The sequence below is a fragment of the Halovibrio variabilis genome (assembly GCF_007991175.1).
Classification (GTDB): domain Bacteria; phylum Pseudomonadota; class Gammaproteobacteria; order Pseudomonadales; family Halomonadaceae; genus Vreelandella; species Vreelandella variabilis.
Window position 1 is genome coordinate 174,268 of the sequence record NZ_BJXV01000010.1, and the last position, 18,812, is coordinate 193,079.

The 18,812-nt window shown below is 56.8% G+C and carries 21 protein-coding genes; 10 read left to right on the forward strand and 11 right to left on the reverse strand.

Features of this window, described 5'->3' with window-relative positions; translation table 11 throughout:
- Positions 1-4: 4 nt before the first annotated feature.
- From HVA01_RS10175 to HVA01_RS10185, 3 genes are read right to left on the reverse strand one after another with little or no spacing between them, the layout of a single operon-like run.
- Positions 5-1,930 (reverse strand): glycosyltransferase, encoded by a 1,926-nt coding sequence (locus tag HVA01_RS10175; protein ID WP_146875265.1) that lies wholly within the window; start codon positions 1,928-1,930, stop codon positions 5-7.
- Positions 1,927-2,325, reverse strand: a complete 399-nt coding sequence (locus tag HVA01_RS10180) for a 6-pyruvoyl trahydropterin synthase family protein (protein ID WP_146875267.1) — start codon at positions 2,323-2,325, stop codon at positions 1,927-1,929. Before HVA01_RS10180 ends, HVA01_RS10175 begins: the two co-directional genes overlap by 4 nt.
- 37 nt (positions 2,326-2,362) lie before the next feature.
- Entirely contained in the window at positions 2,363-3,346 is a 984-nt protein-coding gene (locus tag HVA01_RS10185) for a zinc-dependent alcohol dehydrogenase (RefSeq protein ID WP_146875269.1), read from the reverse strand.
- 314 nt (positions 3,347-3,660) lie between these two features.
- On the opposite strand from HVA01_RS10185, the gene HVA01_RS10190 reads away from it, so the two are divergent.
- Entirely contained in the window at positions 3,661-4,380 is a 720-nt protein-coding gene (locus tag HVA01_RS10190; RefSeq protein ID WP_146875271.1) for a CDP-alcohol phosphatidyltransferase family protein, read from the forward strand.
- Positions 4,381-4,393: 13 nt separating this feature from the next.
- Here HVA01_RS10190 and HVA01_RS10195 read toward each other — a convergent pair whose 3' ends face one another.
- The 3 genes from HVA01_RS10195 to HVA01_RS10205 all read right to left on the reverse strand — a co-directional run bounded on the left by HVA01_RS10195 (position 4,394) and on the right by HVA01_RS10205 (position 7,589).
- On the reverse strand, positions 4,394-4,864 hold the full coding sequence (locus HVA01_RS10195) for a GFA family protein (protein WP_146875273.1): 471 nt from the start codon (positions 4,862-4,864) through the stop codon (positions 4,394-4,396).
- A 574-nt stretch (positions 4,865-5,438) separates the two neighbouring features.
- Complete coding sequence (locus tag HVA01_RS10200; RefSeq protein ID WP_146875275.1) at positions 5,439-6,443, reverse strand: NADP-dependent oxidoreductase; 1,005 nt, start codon at positions 6,441-6,443, stop codon at positions 5,439-5,441.
- 186 nt (positions 6,444-6,629) lie between these two features.
- Positions 6,630-7,589: a LysR family transcriptional regulator gene (locus tag HVA01_RS10205; protein WP_246129576.1), complete on the reverse strand. Its 960-nt coding sequence runs from the start codon at positions 7,587-7,589 to the stop codon at positions 6,630-6,632.
- Between the two features lie 120 nt (positions 7,590-7,709).
- On the opposite strand from HVA01_RS10205, the gene HVA01_RS10210 reads away from it, so the two are divergent.
- On the forward strand, positions 7,710-8,654 hold the full coding sequence (locus HVA01_RS10210) for a sodium-dependent bicarbonate transport family permease (protein ID WP_146875279.1): 945 nt from the start codon (positions 7,710-7,712) through the stop codon (positions 8,652-8,654).
- A 36-nt stretch (positions 8,655-8,690) separates the two neighbouring features.
- On the opposite strand, the gene HVA01_RS10215 is transcribed toward HVA01_RS10210, so the two are convergent.
- A complete protein-coding gene (locus HVA01_RS10215) occupies positions 8,691-9,113 on the reverse strand; it encodes an MAPEG family protein (protein WP_146875281.1) in 423 nt (140 codons plus the stop codon).
- Between the two features lie 97 nt (positions 9,114-9,210).
- Between HVA01_RS10215 and HVA01_RS10220 the strand changes: the two genes are divergently transcribed.
- From HVA01_RS10220 to HVA01_RS10230, 3 genes are all read left to right on the forward strand, one after another.
- A complete protein-coding gene (locus HVA01_RS10220) occupies positions 9,211-9,885 on the forward strand; it encodes an FAD-binding oxidoreductase (RefSeq protein ID WP_146875283.1) in 675 nt (224 codons plus the stop codon).
- A 253-nt stretch (positions 9,886-10,138) separates the two neighbouring features.
- A complete protein-coding gene (locus HVA01_RS10225) occupies positions 10,139-12,256 on the forward strand; it encodes an ATP-binding protein (protein ID WP_146875284.1) in 2,118 nt (705 codons plus the stop codon).
- A 4-nt stretch (positions 12,257-12,260) separates the two neighbouring features.
- The gene (locus HVA01_RS10230) at positions 12,261-13,172 is read left to right on the forward strand and encodes a diguanylate cyclase (RefSeq protein WP_146875286.1); all 912 of its coding nucleotides are present in this window, start codon (positions 12,261-12,263) and stop codon (positions 13,170-13,172) included.
- A 97-nt stretch (positions 13,173-13,269) separates the two neighbouring features.
- On the opposite strand, the gene HVA01_RS10235 is transcribed toward HVA01_RS10230, so the two are convergent.
- Positions 13,270-13,692 carry a GFA family protein gene (locus HVA01_RS10235; protein WP_146875288.1) on the reverse strand — a complete coding sequence of 141 codons (423 nt, stop codon included), beginning with the start codon at positions 13,690-13,692 and terminating at the stop codon, positions 13,270-13,272.
- A 154-nt stretch (positions 13,693-13,846) separates the two neighbouring features.
- The gene (locus HVA01_RS10240; RefSeq protein ID WP_146875290.1) at positions 13,847-14,068 is read right to left on the reverse strand and encodes a VF530 family protein; all 222 of its coding nucleotides are present in this window, start codon (positions 14,066-14,068) and stop codon (positions 13,847-13,849) included.
- Between the two features lie 252 nt (positions 14,069-14,320).
- Here HVA01_RS10240 and HVA01_RS10245 point away from each other — a divergent pair, with 252 nt between their 5' ends.
- The 5 genes from HVA01_RS10245 to HVA01_RS10265 all read left to right on the forward strand — a co-directional run bounded on the left by HVA01_RS10245 (position 14,321) and on the right by HVA01_RS10265 (position 18,075).
- Positions 14,321-14,809 carry a TspO/MBR family protein gene (locus tag HVA01_RS10245; protein WP_146875292.1) on the forward strand — a complete coding sequence of 163 codons (489 nt, stop codon included), beginning with the start codon at positions 14,321-14,323 and terminating at the stop codon, positions 14,807-14,809.
- A 369-nt stretch (positions 14,810-15,178) separates the two neighbouring features.
- Positions 15,179-16,000 (forward strand): aldo/keto reductase, encoded by an 822-nt coding sequence (locus tag HVA01_RS10250; RefSeq protein WP_146875362.1) that lies wholly within the window; start codon positions 15,179-15,181, stop codon positions 15,998-16,000.
- A gap of 37 nt (positions 16,001-16,037) precedes the next feature.
- Positions 16,038-16,451 (forward strand): hypothetical protein, encoded by a 414-nt coding sequence (locus tag HVA01_RS10255; RefSeq protein WP_146875294.1) that lies wholly within the window; start codon positions 16,038-16,040, stop codon positions 16,449-16,451.
- Positions 16,448-17,395 carry an aldo/keto reductase gene (locus tag HVA01_RS10260; RefSeq protein WP_146875296.1) on the forward strand — a complete coding sequence of 316 codons (948 nt, stop codon included), beginning with the start codon at positions 16,448-16,450 and terminating at the stop codon, positions 17,393-17,395. Before HVA01_RS10255 ends, HVA01_RS10260 begins: the two co-directional genes overlap by 4 nt.
- Positions 17,392-18,075 carry a DUF6064 family protein gene (locus HVA01_RS10265; RefSeq protein WP_146875298.1) on the forward strand — a complete coding sequence of 228 codons (684 nt, stop codon included), beginning with the start codon at positions 17,392-17,394 and terminating at the stop codon, positions 18,073-18,075. Before HVA01_RS10260 ends, HVA01_RS10265 begins: the two co-directional genes overlap by 4 nt.
- Positions 18,076-18,117: 42 nt before the next feature.
- Here HVA01_RS10265 and HVA01_RS10270 read toward each other — a convergent pair whose 3' ends face one another.
- The gene (locus HVA01_RS10270) at positions 18,118-18,417 is read right to left on the reverse strand and encodes a CcdB family protein (protein WP_146875300.1); all 300 of its coding nucleotides are present in this window, start codon (positions 18,415-18,417) and stop codon (positions 18,118-18,120) included.
- Positions 18,417-18,662 (reverse strand): type II toxin-antitoxin system CcdA family antitoxin, encoded by a 246-nt coding sequence (locus tag HVA01_RS10275; protein ID WP_146875302.1) that lies wholly within the window; start codon positions 18,660-18,662, stop codon positions 18,417-18,419. The genes HVA01_RS10270 and HVA01_RS10275 overlap by 1 nt, the downstream gene beginning before the upstream one ends.
- Positions 18,663-18,812 lie beyond the last annotated feature (150 nt).

Here is an 18,812-nt window from a genome sequence, read left to right on the forward strand (position 1 = left end):
ACGATTAGCCCTCTTCCCGGGGCGTCGCGAGTAAATCGCAGTGCCCAACCCAAACCCCAAGGGCACCGTCTGCCACTGCTTGCTGACGCTGCTGCAACCAGTGGGTAATCCGTTGCGCCGCCTGCGGGGCTTGTGTCATTGCCGCTTCCGCCCAACCTTCGAGTAGGGCTTTGATCAACGGCTGCTGGGCACTGTTGCCAGCGGCTAACCGCCAAGGTGTTTCGGCCTGCTCAACGCGGTAATTGGCCTGTTCTAAAGCGCTGACCAGAGCGCTATGCGCCTGCCCGCCCAGGGCGGCTCCCAAGCCTTTATCACGCCGCTGGTGGGCAGTAAACATTGCCAACACCCAATGATCTTCGTCGTCCAGCACCGGCTCGCCCTGGGAATCCATAAAGTGCCACTTACCGGTAACGCTCAAGGCGATGAATAGCGCTTGGCGCTGCGCGGCGCAACGGGCCACCAATGCCTCAATCCACGCTTGTGAAACGAGATCCAGCAAGGCCGACGCGGTTACCAAATGGGCCCCATGCAGCGGGACGCTATCCACCGGCGCCAGGGAGACGCAGTGGGTTTCGACGGCAATGGGCCGCCCCTCGGCATCGCTAACATCGGCGGCGCGTTGGCGCGCTTGCGCTAACAAGGCAGCGTCGTGGTCGATTAGATTCCAACGCTGAGGGCCATGCAAGCGCGGGGCGAGAAAGCGCATATTGCTGCCTCGGCCACAGCCCAGGTCGGCTATCAACGGGGTCGATGTCCGCGCACGCAACCATTCATCGGCGAGCGCCGCAAGCGGCTGACTGCGTGAATCAACATCGGCCTCTTCGCGCAGGGTTAACCAATCTGCCGCAAACTGACTCCCAGCGTGCAAGCTCGTGACGTTTAAAGCCGCAGCAAATGCTGCCCCCGCCGCTTGCCAGTCGCTTAACTGTTCGCGCGACTTTATAGCGCCCTGACGCAGCCGGTGGCGTAACTCGGCGTCGTGACAAAAGCGGTTCAAGGCGTCTTGCAGGGCATCGCTGTCGCCCGGTATAACGCTCAACCCGGCGCCTTCCGGCAAGGTATCGCGAAGCGCGCCGCCGGTGGTGGTGATTACCGGTAAGCCGTGAGCCAAGGCTTCGGTGACGACCATGCCGTAGCCTTCGTACCAGGATGGCAGTAACAGCGCATGCGCGTGTCGATAGGCAGTTTCCAGCGTTTCGCCATCACACTCGCCGTGCAGGTGCACGCGGGCTTGCAAGCCATGTTGCTCGATCAACTGCTCTACGCGCTGGGTGAACGCTGGGTCGCGTGCGTCGCCATAGCAGTCGCATTGCCAATGCTCACCCGCAACGCCCGCCAGTGCTTGAACCAGAATGTCCTGCCCCTTGCGCGGCGTTAGCGTCGCCACGCACAGCAGCCGTAGCGGTTCGCCGGGCTCAGCGGCGGGGCTAATGGGCGCCTGAGCGACGCCCGGTTCCACCACGCTGACACCCGCGTTCAGCGGTACGTCGTAATGAGCCGCCAGTTCCGGCAGGCGTCGGGCGGTAAAACGGCTGGTCACAATAATCCGCGCCACAGCGGCTAACGCGGCTAGTTCACTGCGATGAAAACGCTGCTGGTCGGCGGCATTAAGCCCCAACTCATCGCCTAAGGGGTGGTGCAGTAACGCCGTGATATCCAGCCGCTGAGCATGCGGCGCCACTACCTCAGGCAAAGCGCCCATGGCGAGCCCATCAATCACCACAGCGGCGCTATCGGGCAGCCTTTCCAGCGTCAGGCCAAGCTGGGCTGCCGCCGTGGCATCGGCGTCGGGAAATTCACCGTCCAGGCCAACCACATCGATATCAAAGCCCTGTTCACGCAGGGCCGAGACGATATGGGCATCATAGAGGTAACCCCCGGTACGTTGCCCTGGGTCACCCGCCACGATTAAGCTAAACCGCTGGCTCATAGCGGGCCTTCGAAGCTTGCCCAGGCCACATGGGATTCGTGCAGTTTGACCTCTAGATGGGTCAACCCACGCGCGGTCGTGCCCATTTCACCGGCGTTAATCGCCGCCGCCAACTGGTCAAAAATCACTTTGGCCATAAACTCGGTGGTAGTGTTCTTGCCTTGCAGTTCACTTACCTCATCCAGATTTTGATAGTTGTAGCCTGCCAGCACGGCTTTGAGGGTCTCACTGGCCAGACCAATATCGATAACGAGACCATCGTCATCCAATTCGGGGCGCTGAAAAACCACATCCACCACATAGGTAGCACCGTGGGTGCGCTGCGCCGGTCCAAACACCTCTCCCTTAAAGCTGTGGGCAATCATAAAGTGGTCACGAACACATAAACGGAACATACACACGCCTCATAGTTAACTTTTTAAAAATATACACTTACAAGGGATATCGTAGCCGGTGGCAGAGTTCAGCGCTGCCGCGACCAAACAACCAAGGGGCCAGCGTAGGCAGCTGGGCAAAGTCGCTTTCACCGCTGATAAGTGCCTCCAGCCGATCATCTACCAGCAGGCTCAAGGCTAAACGAAGGCGTCGCGTGTAATCCCAGCGAGGGCTCAATTTAGCCGGCAACTGGCCTACCTGGCTGGCCTTAAGCGTCAGCCGCTGGGAGTGAAAAGCGCCACCCAATGGCAAGGCCACCTCACCTTCGCCAAACCAGCTCATTTCGATAATGCGCCCTTCATTGCCAACGACTGCCAGCGCCTGGCGTAAGCCAGCCGCGTGCCCGCTGGCGTGGATCACACAGTCCTGATCGTGAGTCACCTCCTCAGGGGCACAGAAAGCCACGCCCAGTTGCTCGGCAAGCTGGCGACGCTCGGGATTAATATCGACCAATCGCACATTGACGCCGGGGATTTGAGCGCAAAGGTACGCCACCAGCGTACCCACCACGCCAGCCCCGATCACACATATCCGCTCGCCCAGCATGGGCTCGGCGTCCCACACCCCGTTAATAGCGGTTTCCATATTCGCGGCCAGCACCGCTCGCTCGGCGGGTACATGGGTAGGCACTTCAAGCACCGCCGAGGCAGGCACGACGTAATGATCTTGATGGGGAAACAAGCAGAAGACGGTTTTATCCAATAAAGCGCTTGGGCCTTGTTCAACGCGGCCAACACTGCAGTAACCGTACTTAACCGGGGCAGGAAACTCCCCGGCTTGAAAGGGAGCCTGCATGCGGAAGTATTCGCTTTCGGGCACATGGCCATTGAACACCAGCGATTCGGTGCCACGGCTGATGCCGCTGTACAAGGTGCGTACACGCACCTCATCCGCTGCCACGGCGGGCAAGGGTTCAGGACGCAGTTCACCCTGTGCTGGGCGTGTCACCCAAAAGGCATTCGCGTATTCAGGCGTCGACATAACCCTTCCTTCTGGTTGCGAACTCCAACGCCGCGAGCTCTTTTTCACTCCATTGAACACGGTGTCGCGCTATTGAATTGCACGTTAAGTAGCGTGGCGTTGTCATATACAAAACGTTTATCAATGGCTCACCTTTTTTAAGCTTAGCGTTTGAAAATGAAATATTCGATTAACAATTTTGGTCAGTGGATACTAACGTGTGTATTGTCTTGAGCGTATGGACAACCCTACCTTCTTCTACAAGAATGGTACATATAAAAATTTTTGCATCATTTTTTCAGTCGTATGCCGCGCTATTGCGGTGAGGGGCTTGCATGTTTCGCTTTTTGAATACCTCAGGGTGTTATTCGTTATCCAAGCGCCTTCAAACCGCTATAGAGCTGGTGCTGGGCGGTTTGCTGCTGCTGGTAGCTGGCCAACTCTTGCCCACTCTAATGGCCGGCCCGATTAATTGGGCCGTCGCTTTTGGTCTGTACATGATGATTGCTGGCCTAGTGGTCATTTACTGGCCACAAGGCGCACTCGGCTGGGCAAACCGCGTTACGTTAGTGCGGGCCGTGCTGGTCGCCTTGGTAGCAGGCGGCTTAGCCGCGGGCACATTTACGCAGGTGATTTGGCAGTGGCTGCTGATCGCCGTGTTAGCACTACTGCTGGATGGAGTGGACGGCTGGGTCGCCAGACGCACCCAAAGCCACTCTGTCTTTGGGGCACGTTTTGACATGGAGCTTGATGCCCTGTTGATTATGCTGCTGTGCATCGGCCTGCTGCTTGAATCGATGGCCCCTTGGGTGCTGTTGATTGGCGGTATGCGCTATCTATTTGTGATCGCGGGCTACCGGCTTAGCTGGCTACTGGCGCCGTTGCTGCCTAGTTTACGCCGCAAAATAGTCTGTGTTTGGCAAGTCTCCGCCTTGCTGCTAGCGCTGACACCGCTGACCTCACCGTTGCTAACCGGGCTGCTTGCCATCAGTGCGCTGCTATCGCTCATAATGTCATTTGGTGCCGATGTAAAATGGCTCTACCAGCAAACATGAATGTCTCAACGCGCTAGCGCTCCAGCCCCAAGCGTTGATGCCATTCGGCCAGGCTTTCGTCTGGGTAGGCATAGAAGCATTTGTCCTGAATCGGCGCATTCACTTCGACCCACTCCGCCTTACTACCCAGCATCATGTGGGTACGCTTGGGAGGCGAAGGCAACTCACTATCAATAGCTGAGGCGAAGGGGTGTACCAGCTCAGGCCACTCGGGGTCGTAAACCCACAGCGATGAAGCGCAATGCTTGCAAAAGTGCCGCTCTGCCGTGCTCTGCTCGCCATTGATGATGGCCCGATAGACCCTAATGTGCTCGTCTCCCTTCACCATCAATGATTTGCTATTGCCGCCGAGGTTGATGGCATAGCCACCGCCCCCCGCCGTCTTACGACACACTGAACAGTAACAGCGGTTAAAGGGAAAGGGATGGTGTGATTTCACACTGAACGTTACTGCCTGACAATGACATGAACCTCTTAACAGCATAGTGCCTCCTTCCGCAGCCGTTACCAACCACGGGTATCTGAGAAGCCGCATGGCTGGGTAATTTTTTACGTATGCTCTTGCACGTACTTTCTTAAACGTATTCTCTTGCACGTACTTTCTTAAACGTATTCTCTTGCACGTACTTTATTACACGTACTCTCTTACTATAGACACAACAGCATGAAGCCATCATTTTTAAGCAGCGTTGGTGGCTATCGCGGCAAATAGCGATTCGGGCTCTCCCTTCACCTTAGCGCACAGCGCCCCCCGCTCTTTCAACGCTGCTGTCTCCGCTATCTATGAGAACTTCCTCATCGCTTACAACAGGGGAGCGCTTTGTGATGGGCGACCTGTGTAAAGCGTGCTCATCAGCACGGTGTTCCTGCGTGCGTAAGCTGGGTAAATTTTTCGGCCACTGGACCGAACTGATCGGCGGCGTGGAGCTGATCGGTATTGGCTGCGTGATACTGCGGAGCAGGCGGGCGTTATCGCGCATCTTGAAGCAGGCAGCACGCCATAAAAAAATGAACCCGCCTCATGGGCGGGTTCATTACTGATGTTGTGACTTCGACCGTCAGTCCAGCTTCACCAGCATCTTGCCCTGGTTGGACCCTTCAAACAGGGCAAAAAAAGCGTCCGGAGTACGCTCAAGCCCTTCTTCCACGGTTTCGCGGTATTCGATACTGCCATTGGCGACCAGCGGCCCTACCTGCTCATAAAATGCCTGCTCGTGGCCCTGGACCCACTCATGCACGATAAAGCCCTGCATGCGCAGACGCTTGATCAGCACGGCGGCAATATTGGCCGGCCCTGCTGAAGGCGTCGATTCGTTATAGCGCGAAATCATGCCGCAAACCGCAATACGGCCAAAATCGTTCATGACATCAAGTGCCGCCTCAAGCATGGGGCCGCCCACGTTTTCGTAATAAACGTCGACACCCTGCGGAGCAGCTTTCTTCAGTGCCTTCTTGATCTCATCAGCACTCTGATGGTGATCAATGGCCGTGATACCGTGCGCCTCAAGCCACTCACGCTTCTCCTGGCTGCCGGCACTACCAATGACCTTGCAGCCCTTTTGATGGGCCAGCTGAGCGGCCAGCGAACCCACAGCGCCGCTGGCAGCCGAGATCAGCACGGTATCCGAGGATTTAAGTTCAGCGACCAGTTCCAGTCCACTCCAGGCGGTCATACCGGGCATGCCCAGAACGCCCAGAAATGCCTGAGGGGGTACATCAATATCCGGCAGGGGCTGTACCTGGTCACCATCAAGCTGTGCCACGTCTCGCCAGCCGCCCATGTGAACGACCCGGTCGCCTTTTTTCAGCTGCTGATGCCGGGATTCAATAATTTCTCCGAGCGCCCCACCCTCCATAGGCTTGTTCAATTCAAAGGGCTCAACATAGGTTTTGACGCCGCTCATGCGCCCACGCATGTAGGGATCCACGGAAAGCCAGTGATTACGGATACGTACTTCACCTTCTTCAAGCTCAGGCAGTTCACAGGTTTCAAGCTGAAAAAGTGAACGCTCGGGTAGGCCTTCGGGATATTCACCGATCGTGAAATAGCGTGATTGGGTCATGGGTCTCTCCTAGATGCTTCAAAAAAGTACCAATAATAAGCAAGTGGATAAACCACAGGATAAAAAAAGGCGCGGCCAATGTTGCACCTTAAAACGATAGCAGGCTACTTAATTTTTCGAAATGTCGGCATGGTTACGAAAAGCGCTCATGCGTGGCTAGCTTATTCACGTTTGTGAATCAGAGTATTATCGTGCCCCCTTCAAGGCTTCAAGCAGTTCGGCGACCGCCAGACTCCCTTCGGGTTCATCAAATGCTTGCGTTAGTGAGCCTTCGGCAAAGCTCAGAAACCGGTAAGCGGCAGGAGGTAAGCGACGCTCCCGGCGCACCACGAAATGCCAGCGGCTTTTCAATGGAAACCCTGTCAACGTTAGCTCCTGAACGCCCTTGGGCGAATCGGCCACCACGTAGCGCGACAGCACCGCCAGCCCCATGTTCGACGCCACCGCTAGCCGAATCGCCTCATTACTGGCGATCTGCTGGGTGGACGTTAGCTCAATACCGGCGCTGTAAAGCCAGGCATCAAAGGTATGCCGGGTGGCAGAACCCGGCTCGCGCAGTAGAAATCGCTCGTCTTTCAAGGCCTCCATGGAAAGGTCTTTTACATTGGCCCAGTGGCACTTCTCAGGCCCTACCACCACCAACGGATTGCTTAGAAATGGGGCGGCCAGCACATCGTCATCCGAAGGCGGATGGCTAAACACGTAGATATCATCCTCATGGCGCTCAAAGCGATTGAGCATCTGCTGACGATTACCGATCTCTACCGTGACATCTACCTGCGGATTAGCCTGACTGAAGGGGCCCAACAGCCGCGGCAACACGTACTGGGCGGTGTTGACCAGGCCAATACTAAAATGGCCGCGCCCGCCGCGGTTGTATTCCTCCAGGTACTGGCTGAACACATCGGCGCGGCTGAGCAAATCCTGGCTGAGCTGATAGAGCGCCTGGCCGACCTCTGTTGGCACAATGCGGCCTTTCTCCTGGCGCACAATGGGTTCGCCGACGATCTCACGCAGCCGTTTCAGTTGCTGAGACACCGTCGGCTGGGTCAGGTGAAGTCGATTGGCGGTGGCGGTAATCGACCCCGTGCGCACCACATCGGCGTAGACCTGGAGCAAACGAAACGTCAATTGGCGTATTTTCATCGTAGACACCATAGGTATTTATCTATGACTGTATAAAGTTTATTTGTTTTCATCAATTCACACAGACCGCTAAAGTGGCCGCGCTGTGCTTTCAACCCCAGCCTGTCAAGGAGAATTACCGTGCCGGATATTGTGGTCATGTTTTTTGTATTAGGTGTGGTCGCCGGGGTGGTGCGTTCCGACCTCAGCATTCCTAAAGCCGCTTACGACATTCTAAGCCTGCTGCTGATGCTAACCATTGGCCTTAAAGGCGGCATGGCACTGCACGGCAGCTTAAGCACCTCACTACTGATCGAGCTTGCTGGGGTCACGCTATTGGGCATCATCATTCCGCTGGTGGTGTTTCCGGTGGTTCGCTACCTGGTGCGGCTGTCGCTTGCCGACAGCGCCAGCCTGGCCGCCCACTATGGCTCGGTGAGCGCCGGTACTTTTGCTGTTGCTTTAGCGTATACCGAAGCACATAGCCTGGTGACCGGTGGGCAAGTCACGCTTTATCTGGTACTCCTGGAGCTACCGGCCATCATGCTGGGGCTGATGCTCTACCGGCGCTTTAGCCGTGCCGACGCAAGCACTTCGCCAGCTGGCCTATGGCATGAAACCCTGACCAATCGCGGCGTTATTCTGCTGGTGGGCGGCGTTTTGATCGGTTGGCTATACGGCCCGAATGCCGGCGAATCGGTCACCGGTCTTTACACCAATGCTTTCCAGGGCATTCTGGCGCTGTTCCTGCTGGAAATGGGTCTGGTAGCGGCAGAAACACTGCGCAGCCTACGCTGGTCACATAGCCGACTGATCATTTTCGCCCTGACAGCACCTATCGTGCTTTCCAGCTTTGGCCTGATGATGGCGTTCTGGCTGGGCCTGCCCGCTGGCTCCGCGGTAATTCTTGCCAGTCTCACCGCCAGCGCCTCCTACATCGCCGCGCCCGTCGCCGTACGCGCCGCCATTCCAGACGCCAACATTGGCCTTGCCATGCTGGCATCACTGGGGCTCACCTTCCCGTTCAATGTGTTGATTGGCATACCGCTCTATCATCACCTTTGGGGATGGCTGGTGGGGATTTAATACAGCTAGTGAGGGGGAGCCGTTTTGGGCAATCGCTTAGCCAAGAGCGCCTAGAATCAGGCCGCACATCACCAACGTGCAGCCCACACCGACGATATACGCCACCGTCCGCCAGGGCTGAAGCCCCGCCAGCAGGCACAAGGTGTGCATGTAACGGGCGCCGGTAAATGTCAGGAAGAGCCAGGCCGCCAAGCCTGGCGCGGCATCTACCCACACGTAGGCAACCCCAAGCGCCAGAAAGATGGGGATATTTTCAAGGTCGTTTAACCAGGCGCGGGCCGCTCGTTGCACTTGGGGCAATTCCTCCTTGGCGGCTTCACGGCCCACCAAAGCCGCATCTTCGGGGGTCTTGAAAGTCATCTTGGTGATGCGATGAAACCCTTGATACGCGGCAATCGCGAACATCTTCAAAAACAGCAGCACCGACGCCACTGCGTACCAATACACTGCGCTATCCATGGTGTCTCCTTGCGTTTAATACTCGGCTTTGCAACGCGCCGCTCCTGCAGCCAACATAAAACATTGAAACCTAACGATGAGAGGCATAAGGCGAAGTATGGACCATACACTTGAAATCCAGGAAATCCGTAATCTCACCCACGATGTCAAACAGATACGGCTTGCCAAGCCTGAGGGATACACGTTCACACCTGGCCAGGCGACCGAGGTAGCCGTCAACCGTGAAGGGTGGACCGACGAGAAACGGCCGTTCACCTTCGCCTCTCTGGTTTCGGATCCGTGGCTGGAATTCGTCATCAAGATCTATCCAGACCATGAGGGCGTCACCCAGCAGATCGGCCAGCTAAAAGAGGGGGATTCGCTGATCATTGGCGATCCCTGGGGCACCATTGAATACAAGGACGAAGGCGTTTTCCTGGCGGGCGGTGCAGGGGTAACGCCGTTTATCGCTATTCTGCGCGACTTGCATCGCAAGGGCGAGATCGGCAACAACCAGTTGGTCTTCTCCAACAAGACAGAACGCGACATCATCCTCAAGGAGGAATTCGAGACGATGCTGGGGGATCAATTCATCAATGTCATCACCGACGAAAAGCCGTCCGGCAATCATACCGTCATTGATGGCGTCATCGACAAGGCCTTCCTGACATCGCATATCAAGGACATGAGTCAAGCCTTCTACGTGTGCGGCCCCGACCCGTTCAACGAGAGCATCATGGCAGCCCTCAAAGAGTTGGGCGCCAACCCGGACGCGCTGGTCTTTGAAGAGTAGTCGGTCTCGCAACGCGGCCTGATTCAACGGCGCATTGACAGTGCCAAGGTGTTATAAAGGCTTCAGATTATCCGCTTTTTGCTCCCCGCCCGATTGGGTGGGGAGCGATTACTTAGTGCTTTACACCTCCACCGCTTTGTGGCGATTCACTGTGGTATCGCTTTGCCTCTCTATTAAGGCGTTTTCATCGCCTGACGTTTGACCTACCCAGGGGTTTACGTTTGAATAACCGATATTCTTAGGGCTCTGAATAATGACATCCGATGCACGAATCGCGGAAATGCAGCGTCGTCTCCAGCGCTGGTTGAGTAAAGGGCCGATCGGCACTGAAAGTGAAGCTTACGGCAGCCTTGAGGGGCTGGACGATGATATTCAGGCACTGGAAGCAGAAATGCGCACCCTGTTTCCTGGGCGCGAATCCACCCGGGATGTGTTCGAAGCCCTGAGAGACCAGTCCATGTTCCGCACGGTTCTTGAGTCCGTGGTCGAGGGTGTGGTGGTTGCTGATATGGAAGGTCGGCTCCTCGTCTTCAATTCCGCCGCACGGGCGTTACTGGGCAGTGGTCCCACCGAAGGCGATGCCGAAAACTGGAGTGATGAGTACGGTTTTTTCTATCCCGATGGGATAACGCCCTGCCCTTCCTCACAACTCCCCCTCAGCCGGGCGATGCAGGGAGAACCGGTTGATGGGGAGGAACTGGTTGTCCGCACGCCGGGCCGAGCGAATGTCCATATTCTTGCAACCGCCAGACCCCTGCTTGATACGGACGATAAACAAATGGGCGGTGTGGTGGTATTCCATGACATCACGGCCTCCAAGGCCTTGGAGCAGGAGCAGCTCCATGCCCGAATGGCCGCAGAGGATGCGTCTCAGGCGAAGAGCGAATTTCTCGCCAACATGAGCCATGAAATCCGCACTCCGCTGACAGCCGTCCTTGGGTTCGCAGATCTACTAATGGACGGACAGCTCGGAGAGAGCGACAGGCTCAACTACATCCAGGCGGTCAGACGAAACGGCGAACACCTGCTTGCACTAATCAACGACGTTCTGGATATATCGAAGATCCAGGCCAATAAAATGCACGTTGAACAGTTGACCTGTTCGCTCCATCAGTTGGTGCACGAAACCGCCTCCATTATGCAGGTGCGGGCCCTCGAAAAGGGCCTGCGATTTGAGGTGGAATATGAAACTCCGATTCCGGTGCACATTCGCAGCGACGCCATGCGAGTGCGTCAGGTGTTGCTCAATCTTCTCAGTAATGCCATCAAGTTTACCCGTCAGGGCCGGGTCAAACTCACCGCACGCTGTGTTGACCCAGGCACTGAAGCCTCCCGGGTGGAGCTAGCGGTCAGCGACACCGGCATAGGGCTGAGTGAGGAAGATATTAGCAACCTGTTTCAGCCCTTCCACCAGGCAAGCCCTTCCACCACCAGGGAATACGGCGGTACCGGCCTTGGCTTGGCCATCTGCCGGTCACTTGCCGAGGCGCTGGGTGGTGAAATCCGCGCAAGCAGCACGGCCGGTGAGGGCAGTACGTTCACCTTTGTGCTTTACCATTCGATAGACGAAAACACCGAGATGGTCGCCGAGCACGGTCTCGCCTCTGGAGAACTTCAGATGGAGACGCCTGCTGCAGCCATGCCTGCGCAGATGCTCGCCGGGCGGATACTTCTAGCGGAGGACGGGCACGATAACCAGTTGCTGATTTCAACCATCCTGCAGAAGCACGGCCTGGAAGTGGATATTGCTGAGAACGGCCAGATTGCCGTGGATGAGGGGATGAAGGCGCTGGAAAACGGCAAGCCCTACGACCTCATCCTGATGGATATGCAGATGCCAAAACTGGACGGCTACGGCGCTACAGCCAGGCTTCGCTCCAAGGGCTACTCCGGGCCGATCGTTGCCCTGACCGCCCACGCCATGTCCGGCGAGAGAGAGCGCTGCATCAAAGCCGGCTGCGATGACTACCTTACCAAACCCATCGCCCGCGCGGTGCTGCTTGCCGCGGTGGCGCTCCACCTGAACCAGGGCCAGGGCGACCATGACGGGCCCGCCGAAGATCGACTTTACAGCGCCTATGCCGATGACCCGGACATGGATGAGCTGGTCGCAGGCTTTGTCGAGCGACTACCCCAACAGCTGACGGATCTACGCCTGGCCGCTGACGAAGGGGATAGCGCCCAGCTGAAGCGTCTAGCTCACCAACTCAAGGGCGCTGCCGGAGGCTATGGTTTCATGCCCGTGAGCGAGCAGGCCGATGCAGTGGAAGCAGCCGCTGGGGATGGGCAGACAAGCGAGATTCAAGCAGCCGTAGCCCGGCTAGAACACCTCTGTGAACGCGTCAGCCACAAACCATTAAACGGCGGGTAAGCCCATGAGCGATATGGTGCATCAGTCCGTCCTGATTGTTGACGACTCGCCGGACATCCACCAACTGGTGGGTGCCCGACTGCGATCCGAGCGGGTGAACCTGATTCATGCCCACGATGCGGCCGAAGGCTTCCGGCTTGCCGCTTCGGAGAAGCCCGACCTGATCCTTCTTGATCTGGACATGCCGATTACCGATGGCATGACGCTATGCCGCCAGCTCAAGGCTGAGCAAGAGCTTTCTGACATACCGGTGATCTTCCTGACCGGCACTATGGACGTGCAGACCAAGGTCCAGGCCTTCGAACTGGGCGCAGTGGATTATGTCACCAAACCATTCGATGCCGTTGAGCTTAAGGCCCGGGTGCGAGCGGCCCTGCGGACAAAACGTTATCACGACCTTCTCACCACCAAGGCCCAGATTGATGCCCTTACCGGCCTCTGGAACCGCGGCTATCTCAATGATCGGCTGGCCGTCGAGATGTCAGTGCTAGAGCGCAAAGGCCTCCCGGTGGCTGTCGCGATGGTGGATATCGATCACTTTAAGCCAATCAACGACACTTACGGCCATCCCTTCGGGGATGCGGTGATACAGCGCATTGCGGAAGTGCTCGGCAATATGTCGCGGGACAGCGATGTTGTCTGCCGCTACGGTGGTGAAGAGTTCGCTATCATTCTGCGGGACACGCCATCAGAGGGGGCCATGACCGTGGCAGAGCGCATGCGCAAGGCGGTGGAAACCCTGCAACTGACATGCGGCAAAACGCCCGTGCCGGTGACAGTGAGCATCGGAGTAGCTGGCAGCGACCGGGTCGGCAATGCCACAGATTCAGGGACACATCTTCTGGAAGCGGCCGACCGGGCGCTCTATCGCGTCAAGGAAGCAGGCCGCAACCGGGTCGGGGGGATAACCCCCTAAACTGTTTCACCGAGCACATCGTAATGGCCTAGGGTCTCCTGCACATCCTCGGGGCCCCGCCCCTTACTTCTTGTCAGTAACTATCTGGTGCCTCTATCTATTGCAGGGTCTCATGAAGTGCCTTCAGGCTTTCGGGGCCTTCATCGAGCCGTTGGCAGTGGGGCAATTCTTGCTCCCATCCGGCCGCTGAATTCAGGTGAAGATGAACCGCTACGCGGGAGGTGGTTTCTTCGTCCAGCAAGCCTGCCGGCACCCACATCAATTCTGTATCGCGCAGCTTGTTGGGCACAGAGCTGCCGCATGTAGAGCAGAAATCATTGCGATAACCCGTTAGCCGCTGGAAAGAGCGGATACTGGCCTGCCCGGCCACCCAGCGGAAATGCGCTTCGCTGACAAACGTCGCCGCATTGGCGGTGGAGCCTGTTGTTTTTCGGCATAAAGAGCAGTGGCATTGGTACAGGTTGGGAAGTGCGCCATCAATTTCGAACTTCACCTCACCGCAGAGGCACTCACCGATCATGGACGACATCCTTGAAACTTATGCTGATTAGGAAACCCAATGAGGTCACACGCGTAATAAACGTTGCCTGAATATACAGTGATACGCTGACGCCTGGAAAAGGCATCGCAATTAGCTTTTGTTTACCCTCAGTTCAGAAAATCACAGTGCCGCATTAATCCCTGAACGTAGTGATATACAGTGCTTCCACTTTATCGCGCGCCCACTGCGTTTTGCGTAGAAATTTGAGAGAGGATTTGATGGAGGGATCATTGTAAAAACAGTTGACGCGGATTTCTTCGTACAAGCCATCCCAGCCGTAATGCTCAACCAAACGGGTCAATATCGTTTCAAGGCTTAAACCATGTAAAGGGTTATTAGGTTGCGGATGATTCATCAAGTAATTCCAATTCCCAGTGTTTATTTCAAACGCCCTGCCCGAAGCTGTAGCAGGCGACCCATAGCGTATTTTAACAGAGAAGCCTTTTGAGCTTACGAAAGCTGTACTTGATTATTCATAATGCGAAGCGCTGCAGATAATGTTAAGCGACAGGGCTACGCGTTATCGGCCATGGCCGAGCTTGCCACGCTGCATTACTATTGAAACAGTACCATTGAAACAGTTTCCACAACGTTAGCAGGAATTCACATGCGCGTGCTCTCCCGCAAGAAACAGATTCTGGGCCTGATCGGCTGGTTGGCATTGGCTTATATCGCCGCGGCTATCGGCGCCGTGGCCTCCATCAACGCAGCGGACTTTTACGCCTCGCTCCAGCAGCCCACCTGGGCACCACCTGCCTGGCTGTTCGGGCCGATGTGGATGACACTTTACGGTTTAATGGGCATCGCCGCCTGGCTTGCCTGGCGCGAGCCCGGTGCAAGGCCCGCGCTGGTAATGTTTTTGGTACAACTGGCACTCAACGCCCTGTGGAGCTGGCTTTATTTCGTCTGGCAGCTGGGGGCGGTCTCCTTTATCGGCGTGGTCGTGCTGTGGGTAATGATCGCCATCACCTTGGTGATGTTCTGGCGCCTCAAACCGCTGGCTGGGGTGCTGCTTTTGCCTTACCTTGCCTGGGTAAGCTTGGCCTGTGCCCTTACCTGGAGTACTTGGCAGCTTAATCCGCAGGTATTGGGCTAATTGCCCAAGCGCGTTCAGCTGATGGGACGGACGTCGGGAAGACGTTAGTCTTCAATATAACGAGGAAAGCCCTCTCAGCTTATGCCGAACAGCTAGCTGCCGGTTCTGAGGATTAATCCACAATATTATGGCTGGAAGATGTCGCTGTATATTCTAGTGTTAATACTTTGTGGGCTGGTATTTGTTTCCCTGATCATGCATTACGGCTTAGCGGCGTTCGGCCTGCTGCCGGATGCGACTACGGTGCAAACGGCAACGGCACGTGATCATTTCAAGATGGATTACGGTTTCATACTCAATCTGGTATTGCTGGCGGCGGGACTGGTGGTGCCTGCGTTTAATGAACATGGAACAGCAGGAGATAAAGATATGCAGACGATCGAACTAGGCGGCGTAAGCGTACCCCGTATCGGCCAGGGCACCTGGCATATGGGCGAGAATGCCGGGCAGCGGCAGGCTGAAGTCAGGGCGCTGCGTGAAGGGCTGGACCTGGGCATGACCCTGATCGATACCGCCGAGATGTATGCCGAGGGCGGTGCTGAAGAGATCGTTGGCCAAGCAATCCGCGATCGGCGCGATGAGGTGTACCTGGTCAGCAAGGTCTACCCACACAACGCCAGCACTCAGGGTGTTCAAACCGCCTGCGAGCGTAGCCTGCGCCGCTTGGGCACTGAGACTATCGATCTGTACCTGCTGCACTGGCGCGGCCAGTACCCGCTGAGCGAAACAGTGGAAGCGTTTGAGCGGCTGCGTGAGCAGGGCAAGATCCTGCGCTGGGGCGTGTCGAACTTTGACATTGACGACTTAGCAGAGCTCGACGAGCCGGATTGCGCCACAAATCAGGTGCTATACAACCCCGAAGCACGCGGCATTGAAGTCGACCTGCTGCCCTGGCAAGCACAACACAACATGCCGCTCATGGCCTACTGCCCGATCGGGCAAGGCGGCGCGCTACTGCATGACACCACCCTGCAACGCATCGCCGACAAACACAGCGCCACCACCGCGCAAGTCGCCCTCGCCTGGGCACTGCGCCACCCCGGTGTGATTGCCATTCCTAAAGCCGTGAATCTGGAGCACCTCAAACAGAATGCCGACGCTAGTAACGTCAGACTAGACGACGATGACCTGGCACAAATCGACGCCGCCTACCCCCCGCCAACGCGCAAGCAGTCGTTGAAGATGGTGTGAAGACGAACCACTAACGGACCAGGACAGGAGCGTTCTCATGTCACTACCCGCCCCACCACCCAATGCCTGGATCCGCTTTTTGGCCCACCTGCTGTTTATCCTCGCGGCGTGGACGCTGTTCATCAAATACCTGTTTCCCATTGGCTATGCGCTGGCATACGGCGAACCCTGGGCGCGGTATATCTATTGGGACCTATGGCCACTGGCGCACGTCTGGCTAGGCTGGGCGCTGCTTAAGCGGCCTCGCTATACGCGTGCACTGGCGGTGGGCATGTCCGTCATTGAAATCCTCATCATCGGCACCCTGTTCACCCGTTTCCTCGCCGACCCTGAGTGGTCGATCTGGCGCACCAACTGGTTTGTTAATAAAGTGTTTGTGCTGACATGTTTTGTGCTGGTGTTGGCTGCCATGGTGCCGATTCAAAAAAACCTGAAGGAGCGACCGCTATGAGCTATCGCATCAAGAATCGAATCACGCGCCGACAAAGCCTTAAGCTCATGAGTGCCACGCTGGCCGCCACGATGTTGCCAAGCGTGCCGCTGCTTGCCAACACCGGCGGGATAAAAAAGAAGGCCTTTGCAGGGGCTGACAAAAAGCTGCCCGTAATTGGCATGGGCACCTGGCGTACGTTCAATGTTGGCAATGACCCTGAGTTACTCGATGCACGTACCGAGGTGGTGAAGGCCTTTTTCGAGCATGGCGGCGGCCTGATCGACTCTTCGCCTATGTACGGCTCGGCGCCGGATGTGATGGGCTATGCCTTGCAACAACTCGGCACGCCCGAGAGCCTGTTTTCCGCCGAGAAGGTCTGGAGCCCCGCCGGTGGCTCCGCCCGCGAGCAGGTGGAGGAGTTGAAAGACCGCTGGACGGTGGATCACTTCGACCTGGTGCAAGTGCACAACCTGACCGACTGGCGCGAGCACCTGGCCGCGCTGCAGGAAATGAAAGCCGAAGGCGTTATCCGCCATGTCGGCATTACCACCTCCCACGGGCGCCGCCATAGCGAGGTCGAGCAGATCATGACGTCAGAGGATATCGACTTCGTTCAGCTGACCTACAACATCACCCACCGCGAAGCCGAAAACCGGCTACTGCCCCTGGCGGAAGAACGCGGCATCGCCGTGATCGCCAACCGGCCTTACGATGGCGGCAGCCTAATCAAGAACCTCAAACGCCGTAACGCGCCATTGCCCGAATGGGCCAACGAGGAATGCGGCTGCGACACCTGGGCGGACTTCCTGCTGAAGTTTATCGTCAGCCACCCGGCCATCACCTGCGCGATACCCGCCACTACCCAGGTCGAGCACATGCGCGAGAACATGCGCGCCGGCCACTCCCCTATGCCCTCTGCCGATGCCCGGCAGCGGATGGCTGACTATATCGAGTCGCTATGAACGCGTGGACAAGCTACCAGCTGCAGGACTTTGTTCCCTTCACGGCGGAGGTTTACTTTCGCCTGCTGGAACGCATGGGCGAAACCTTCTGGCCGCTGCATCTGCTGACACTTGCCTTGGGCGCCGCAACTCTTGTTCTGGCGCTGAGACATCGCATGCGACTCGCCTGCCTGCTACCCGCCCCGCTCTGGGCCTTCGTCGCCGTGGCGTTTTTCATTCAGCGCTATGCAGAGCTTAACTGGGCCGGGGGCTACGTTGGCTACGCTTTCATCGCCCAGGCCGTGCTACTGGTGCTGATGGCGCTAAAGGGGTGGGGAATGGATAACGCGCCACGCGCAACAAACCCACCGGTTGTTATAGGCATCGCCATTACCCTCTTCGGCCTGATACTCATGCCACTGCTAATGCCGCTGATAGCACCGCTGAGCGGCGGTTACTGGTTTCAGGCGGAAGTGTTCGGCATACACGCCGACCCCACCGCGGTGACCACGCTGGGTCTGGTGCTTATCATGCTTCGGGGGTTCGGCCTTTGGATCGCCGCCATCATTCCAGCGCTCTGGCTGGTCGTTTCAGGCCTGACCCTACAGGCGCTGGGTTCGACGGGCGGCGCTGTGCTGTTCGTCGTACTGGCGATTGCACTGGTTGGGCTTGTTTGGAAAAGCTTCAAACCTAAGCGATAACAAAGCGGCACCACACACTACTGAAAATTATAACGTTTGGCATCAAAAGCCCAAAAATAACATGTCCAACGCTACGGAGATTTCGTCATGCTTCTCAGCAAGGCTACCAACGCCAGAGCGCAATTCGCCTTTGGGTACAGCCGCCATGTATTGAGTAGCCATTACTAGTTCATGACCCTCAATGCTAAAGACAGGATTCAACCGTTGGGCAGGGGTCGGCGCGGTAGATTTGGTCAATAGCGGTACGACAACGCGGGTGTTTAAGCCGCTTAGAAGGTCTGACTGAACGTCCAGCAAATAGCCAATCCCACCCTCATTTTCAAAAACGTCGAAACGAGCCATCAGAACTGACGGTGCCGTGCGAGTGGCAAACCGTTAGCCTCCACGTATGCGTTCGAACTTGCCAGGGCGCTGGCATTGTCTTCCAGCCACTTCTCCTGCTTATGCCGCTTCACAGCTTCCGCGATCCCTGCCTCTGCGGATCGTGAGACATTGATTCCCAAGTTTTTTGCCTCTTTGAGAAGCGCACTATCTAGCGATAGGTTCGTTGGTCTTCGGGTGGATTTGGTAACTTCAACAGCGTGCATGGTTCAATCCTCGCGCGGAACTATAGACTTATAATATGCGCGTATTATATGCGCATCAAGTTTGCAAAGCGGCAGGTTTTGTTCGAATAGCGCTTTAATCTCATAGGCATGGCGGCTGACGAAGCTGGTGCGAGATGCACATCGACTTGA

What these genes read in the sequence shown, in the direction of transcription:
- HVA01_RS10175 (WP_146875265.1), bottom strand. Translation starts at nt 1,930, where the DNA reads ATGAGCCAGCGGTTTAGCTTAATCGTGGCGGGTGACCCAGGGCAACGT.
- HVA01_RS10180 (WP_146875267.1), bottom strand. Translation starts at nt 2,325, where the DNA reads ATGTTCCGTTTATGTGTTCGTGACCACTTTATGATTGCCCACAGCTTT.
- HVA01_RS10185 (WP_146875269.1), bottom strand. Translation starts at nt 3,346, where the DNA reads ATGTCGACGCCTGAATACGCGAATGCCTTTTGGGTGACACGCCCAGCA.
- HVA01_RS10190 (WP_146875271.1), top strand. Translation starts at nt 3,661, where the DNA reads ATGTTTCGCTTTTTGAATACCTCAGGGTGTTATTCGTTATCCAAGCGC.
- HVA01_RS10195 (WP_146875273.1), bottom strand. Translation starts at nt 4,864, where the DNA reads ATGCTGTTAAGAGGTTCATGTCATTGTCAGGCAGTAACGTTCAGTGTG.
- HVA01_RS10200 (WP_146875275.1), bottom strand. Translation starts at nt 6,443, where the DNA reads ATGACCCAATCACGCTATTTCACGATCGGTGAATATCCCGAAGGCCTA.
- HVA01_RS10205 (WP_246129576.1), bottom strand. Translation starts at nt 7,589, where the DNA reads ATGAAAATACGCCAATTGACGTTTCGTTTGCTCCAGGTCTACGCCGAT.
- HVA01_RS10215 (WP_146875281.1), bottom strand. Translation starts at nt 9,113, where the DNA reads ATGGATAGCGCAGTGTATTGGTACGCAGTGGCGTCGGTGCTGCTGTTT.
- HVA01_RS10220 (WP_146875283.1), top strand. Translation starts at nt 9,211, where the DNA reads ATGGACCATACACTTGAAATCCAGGAAATCCGTAATCTCACCCACGAT.
- HVA01_RS10225 (WP_146875284.1), top strand. Translation starts at nt 10,139, where the DNA reads ATGACATCCGATGCACGAATCGCGGAAATGCAGCGTCGTCTCCAGCGC.
- HVA01_RS10230 (WP_146875286.1), top strand. Translation starts at nt 12,261, where the DNA reads ATGAGCGATATGGTGCATCAGTCCGTCCTGATTGTTGACGACTCGCCG.
- HVA01_RS10235 (WP_146875288.1), bottom strand. Translation starts at nt 13,692, where the DNA reads ATGATCGGTGAGTGCCTCTGCGGTGAGGTGAAGTTCGAAATTGATGGC.
- HVA01_RS10240 (WP_146875290.1), bottom strand. Translation starts at nt 14,068, where the DNA reads ATGAATCATCCGCAACCTAATAACCCTTTACATGGTTTAAGCCTTGAA.
- HVA01_RS10245 (WP_146875292.1), top strand. Translation starts at nt 14,321, where the DNA reads ATGCGCGTGCTCTCCCGCAAGAAACAGATTCTGGGCCTGATCGGCTGG.
- HVA01_RS10250 (WP_146875362.1), top strand. Translation starts at nt 15,179, where the DNA reads ATGCAGACGATCGAACTAGGCGGCGTAAGCGTACCCCGTATCGGCCAG.
- HVA01_RS10255 (WP_146875294.1), top strand. Translation starts at nt 16,038, where the DNA reads ATGTCACTACCCGCCCCACCACCCAATGCCTGGATCCGCTTTTTGGCC.
- HVA01_RS10260 (WP_146875296.1), top strand. Translation starts at nt 16,448, where the DNA reads ATGAGCTATCGCATCAAGAATCGAATCACGCGCCGACAAAGCCTTAAG.
- HVA01_RS10265 (WP_146875298.1), top strand. Translation starts at nt 17,392, where the DNA reads ATGAACGCGTGGACAAGCTACCAGCTGCAGGACTTTGTTCCCTTCACG.
- HVA01_RS10270 (WP_146875300.1), bottom strand. Translation starts at nt 18,417, where the DNA reads ATGGCTCGTTTCGACGTTTTTGAAAATGAGGGTGGGATTGGCTATTTG.
- HVA01_RS10275 (WP_146875302.1), bottom strand. Translation starts at nt 18,662, where the DNA reads ATGCACGCTGTTGAAGTTACCAAATCCACCCGAAGACCAACGAACCTA.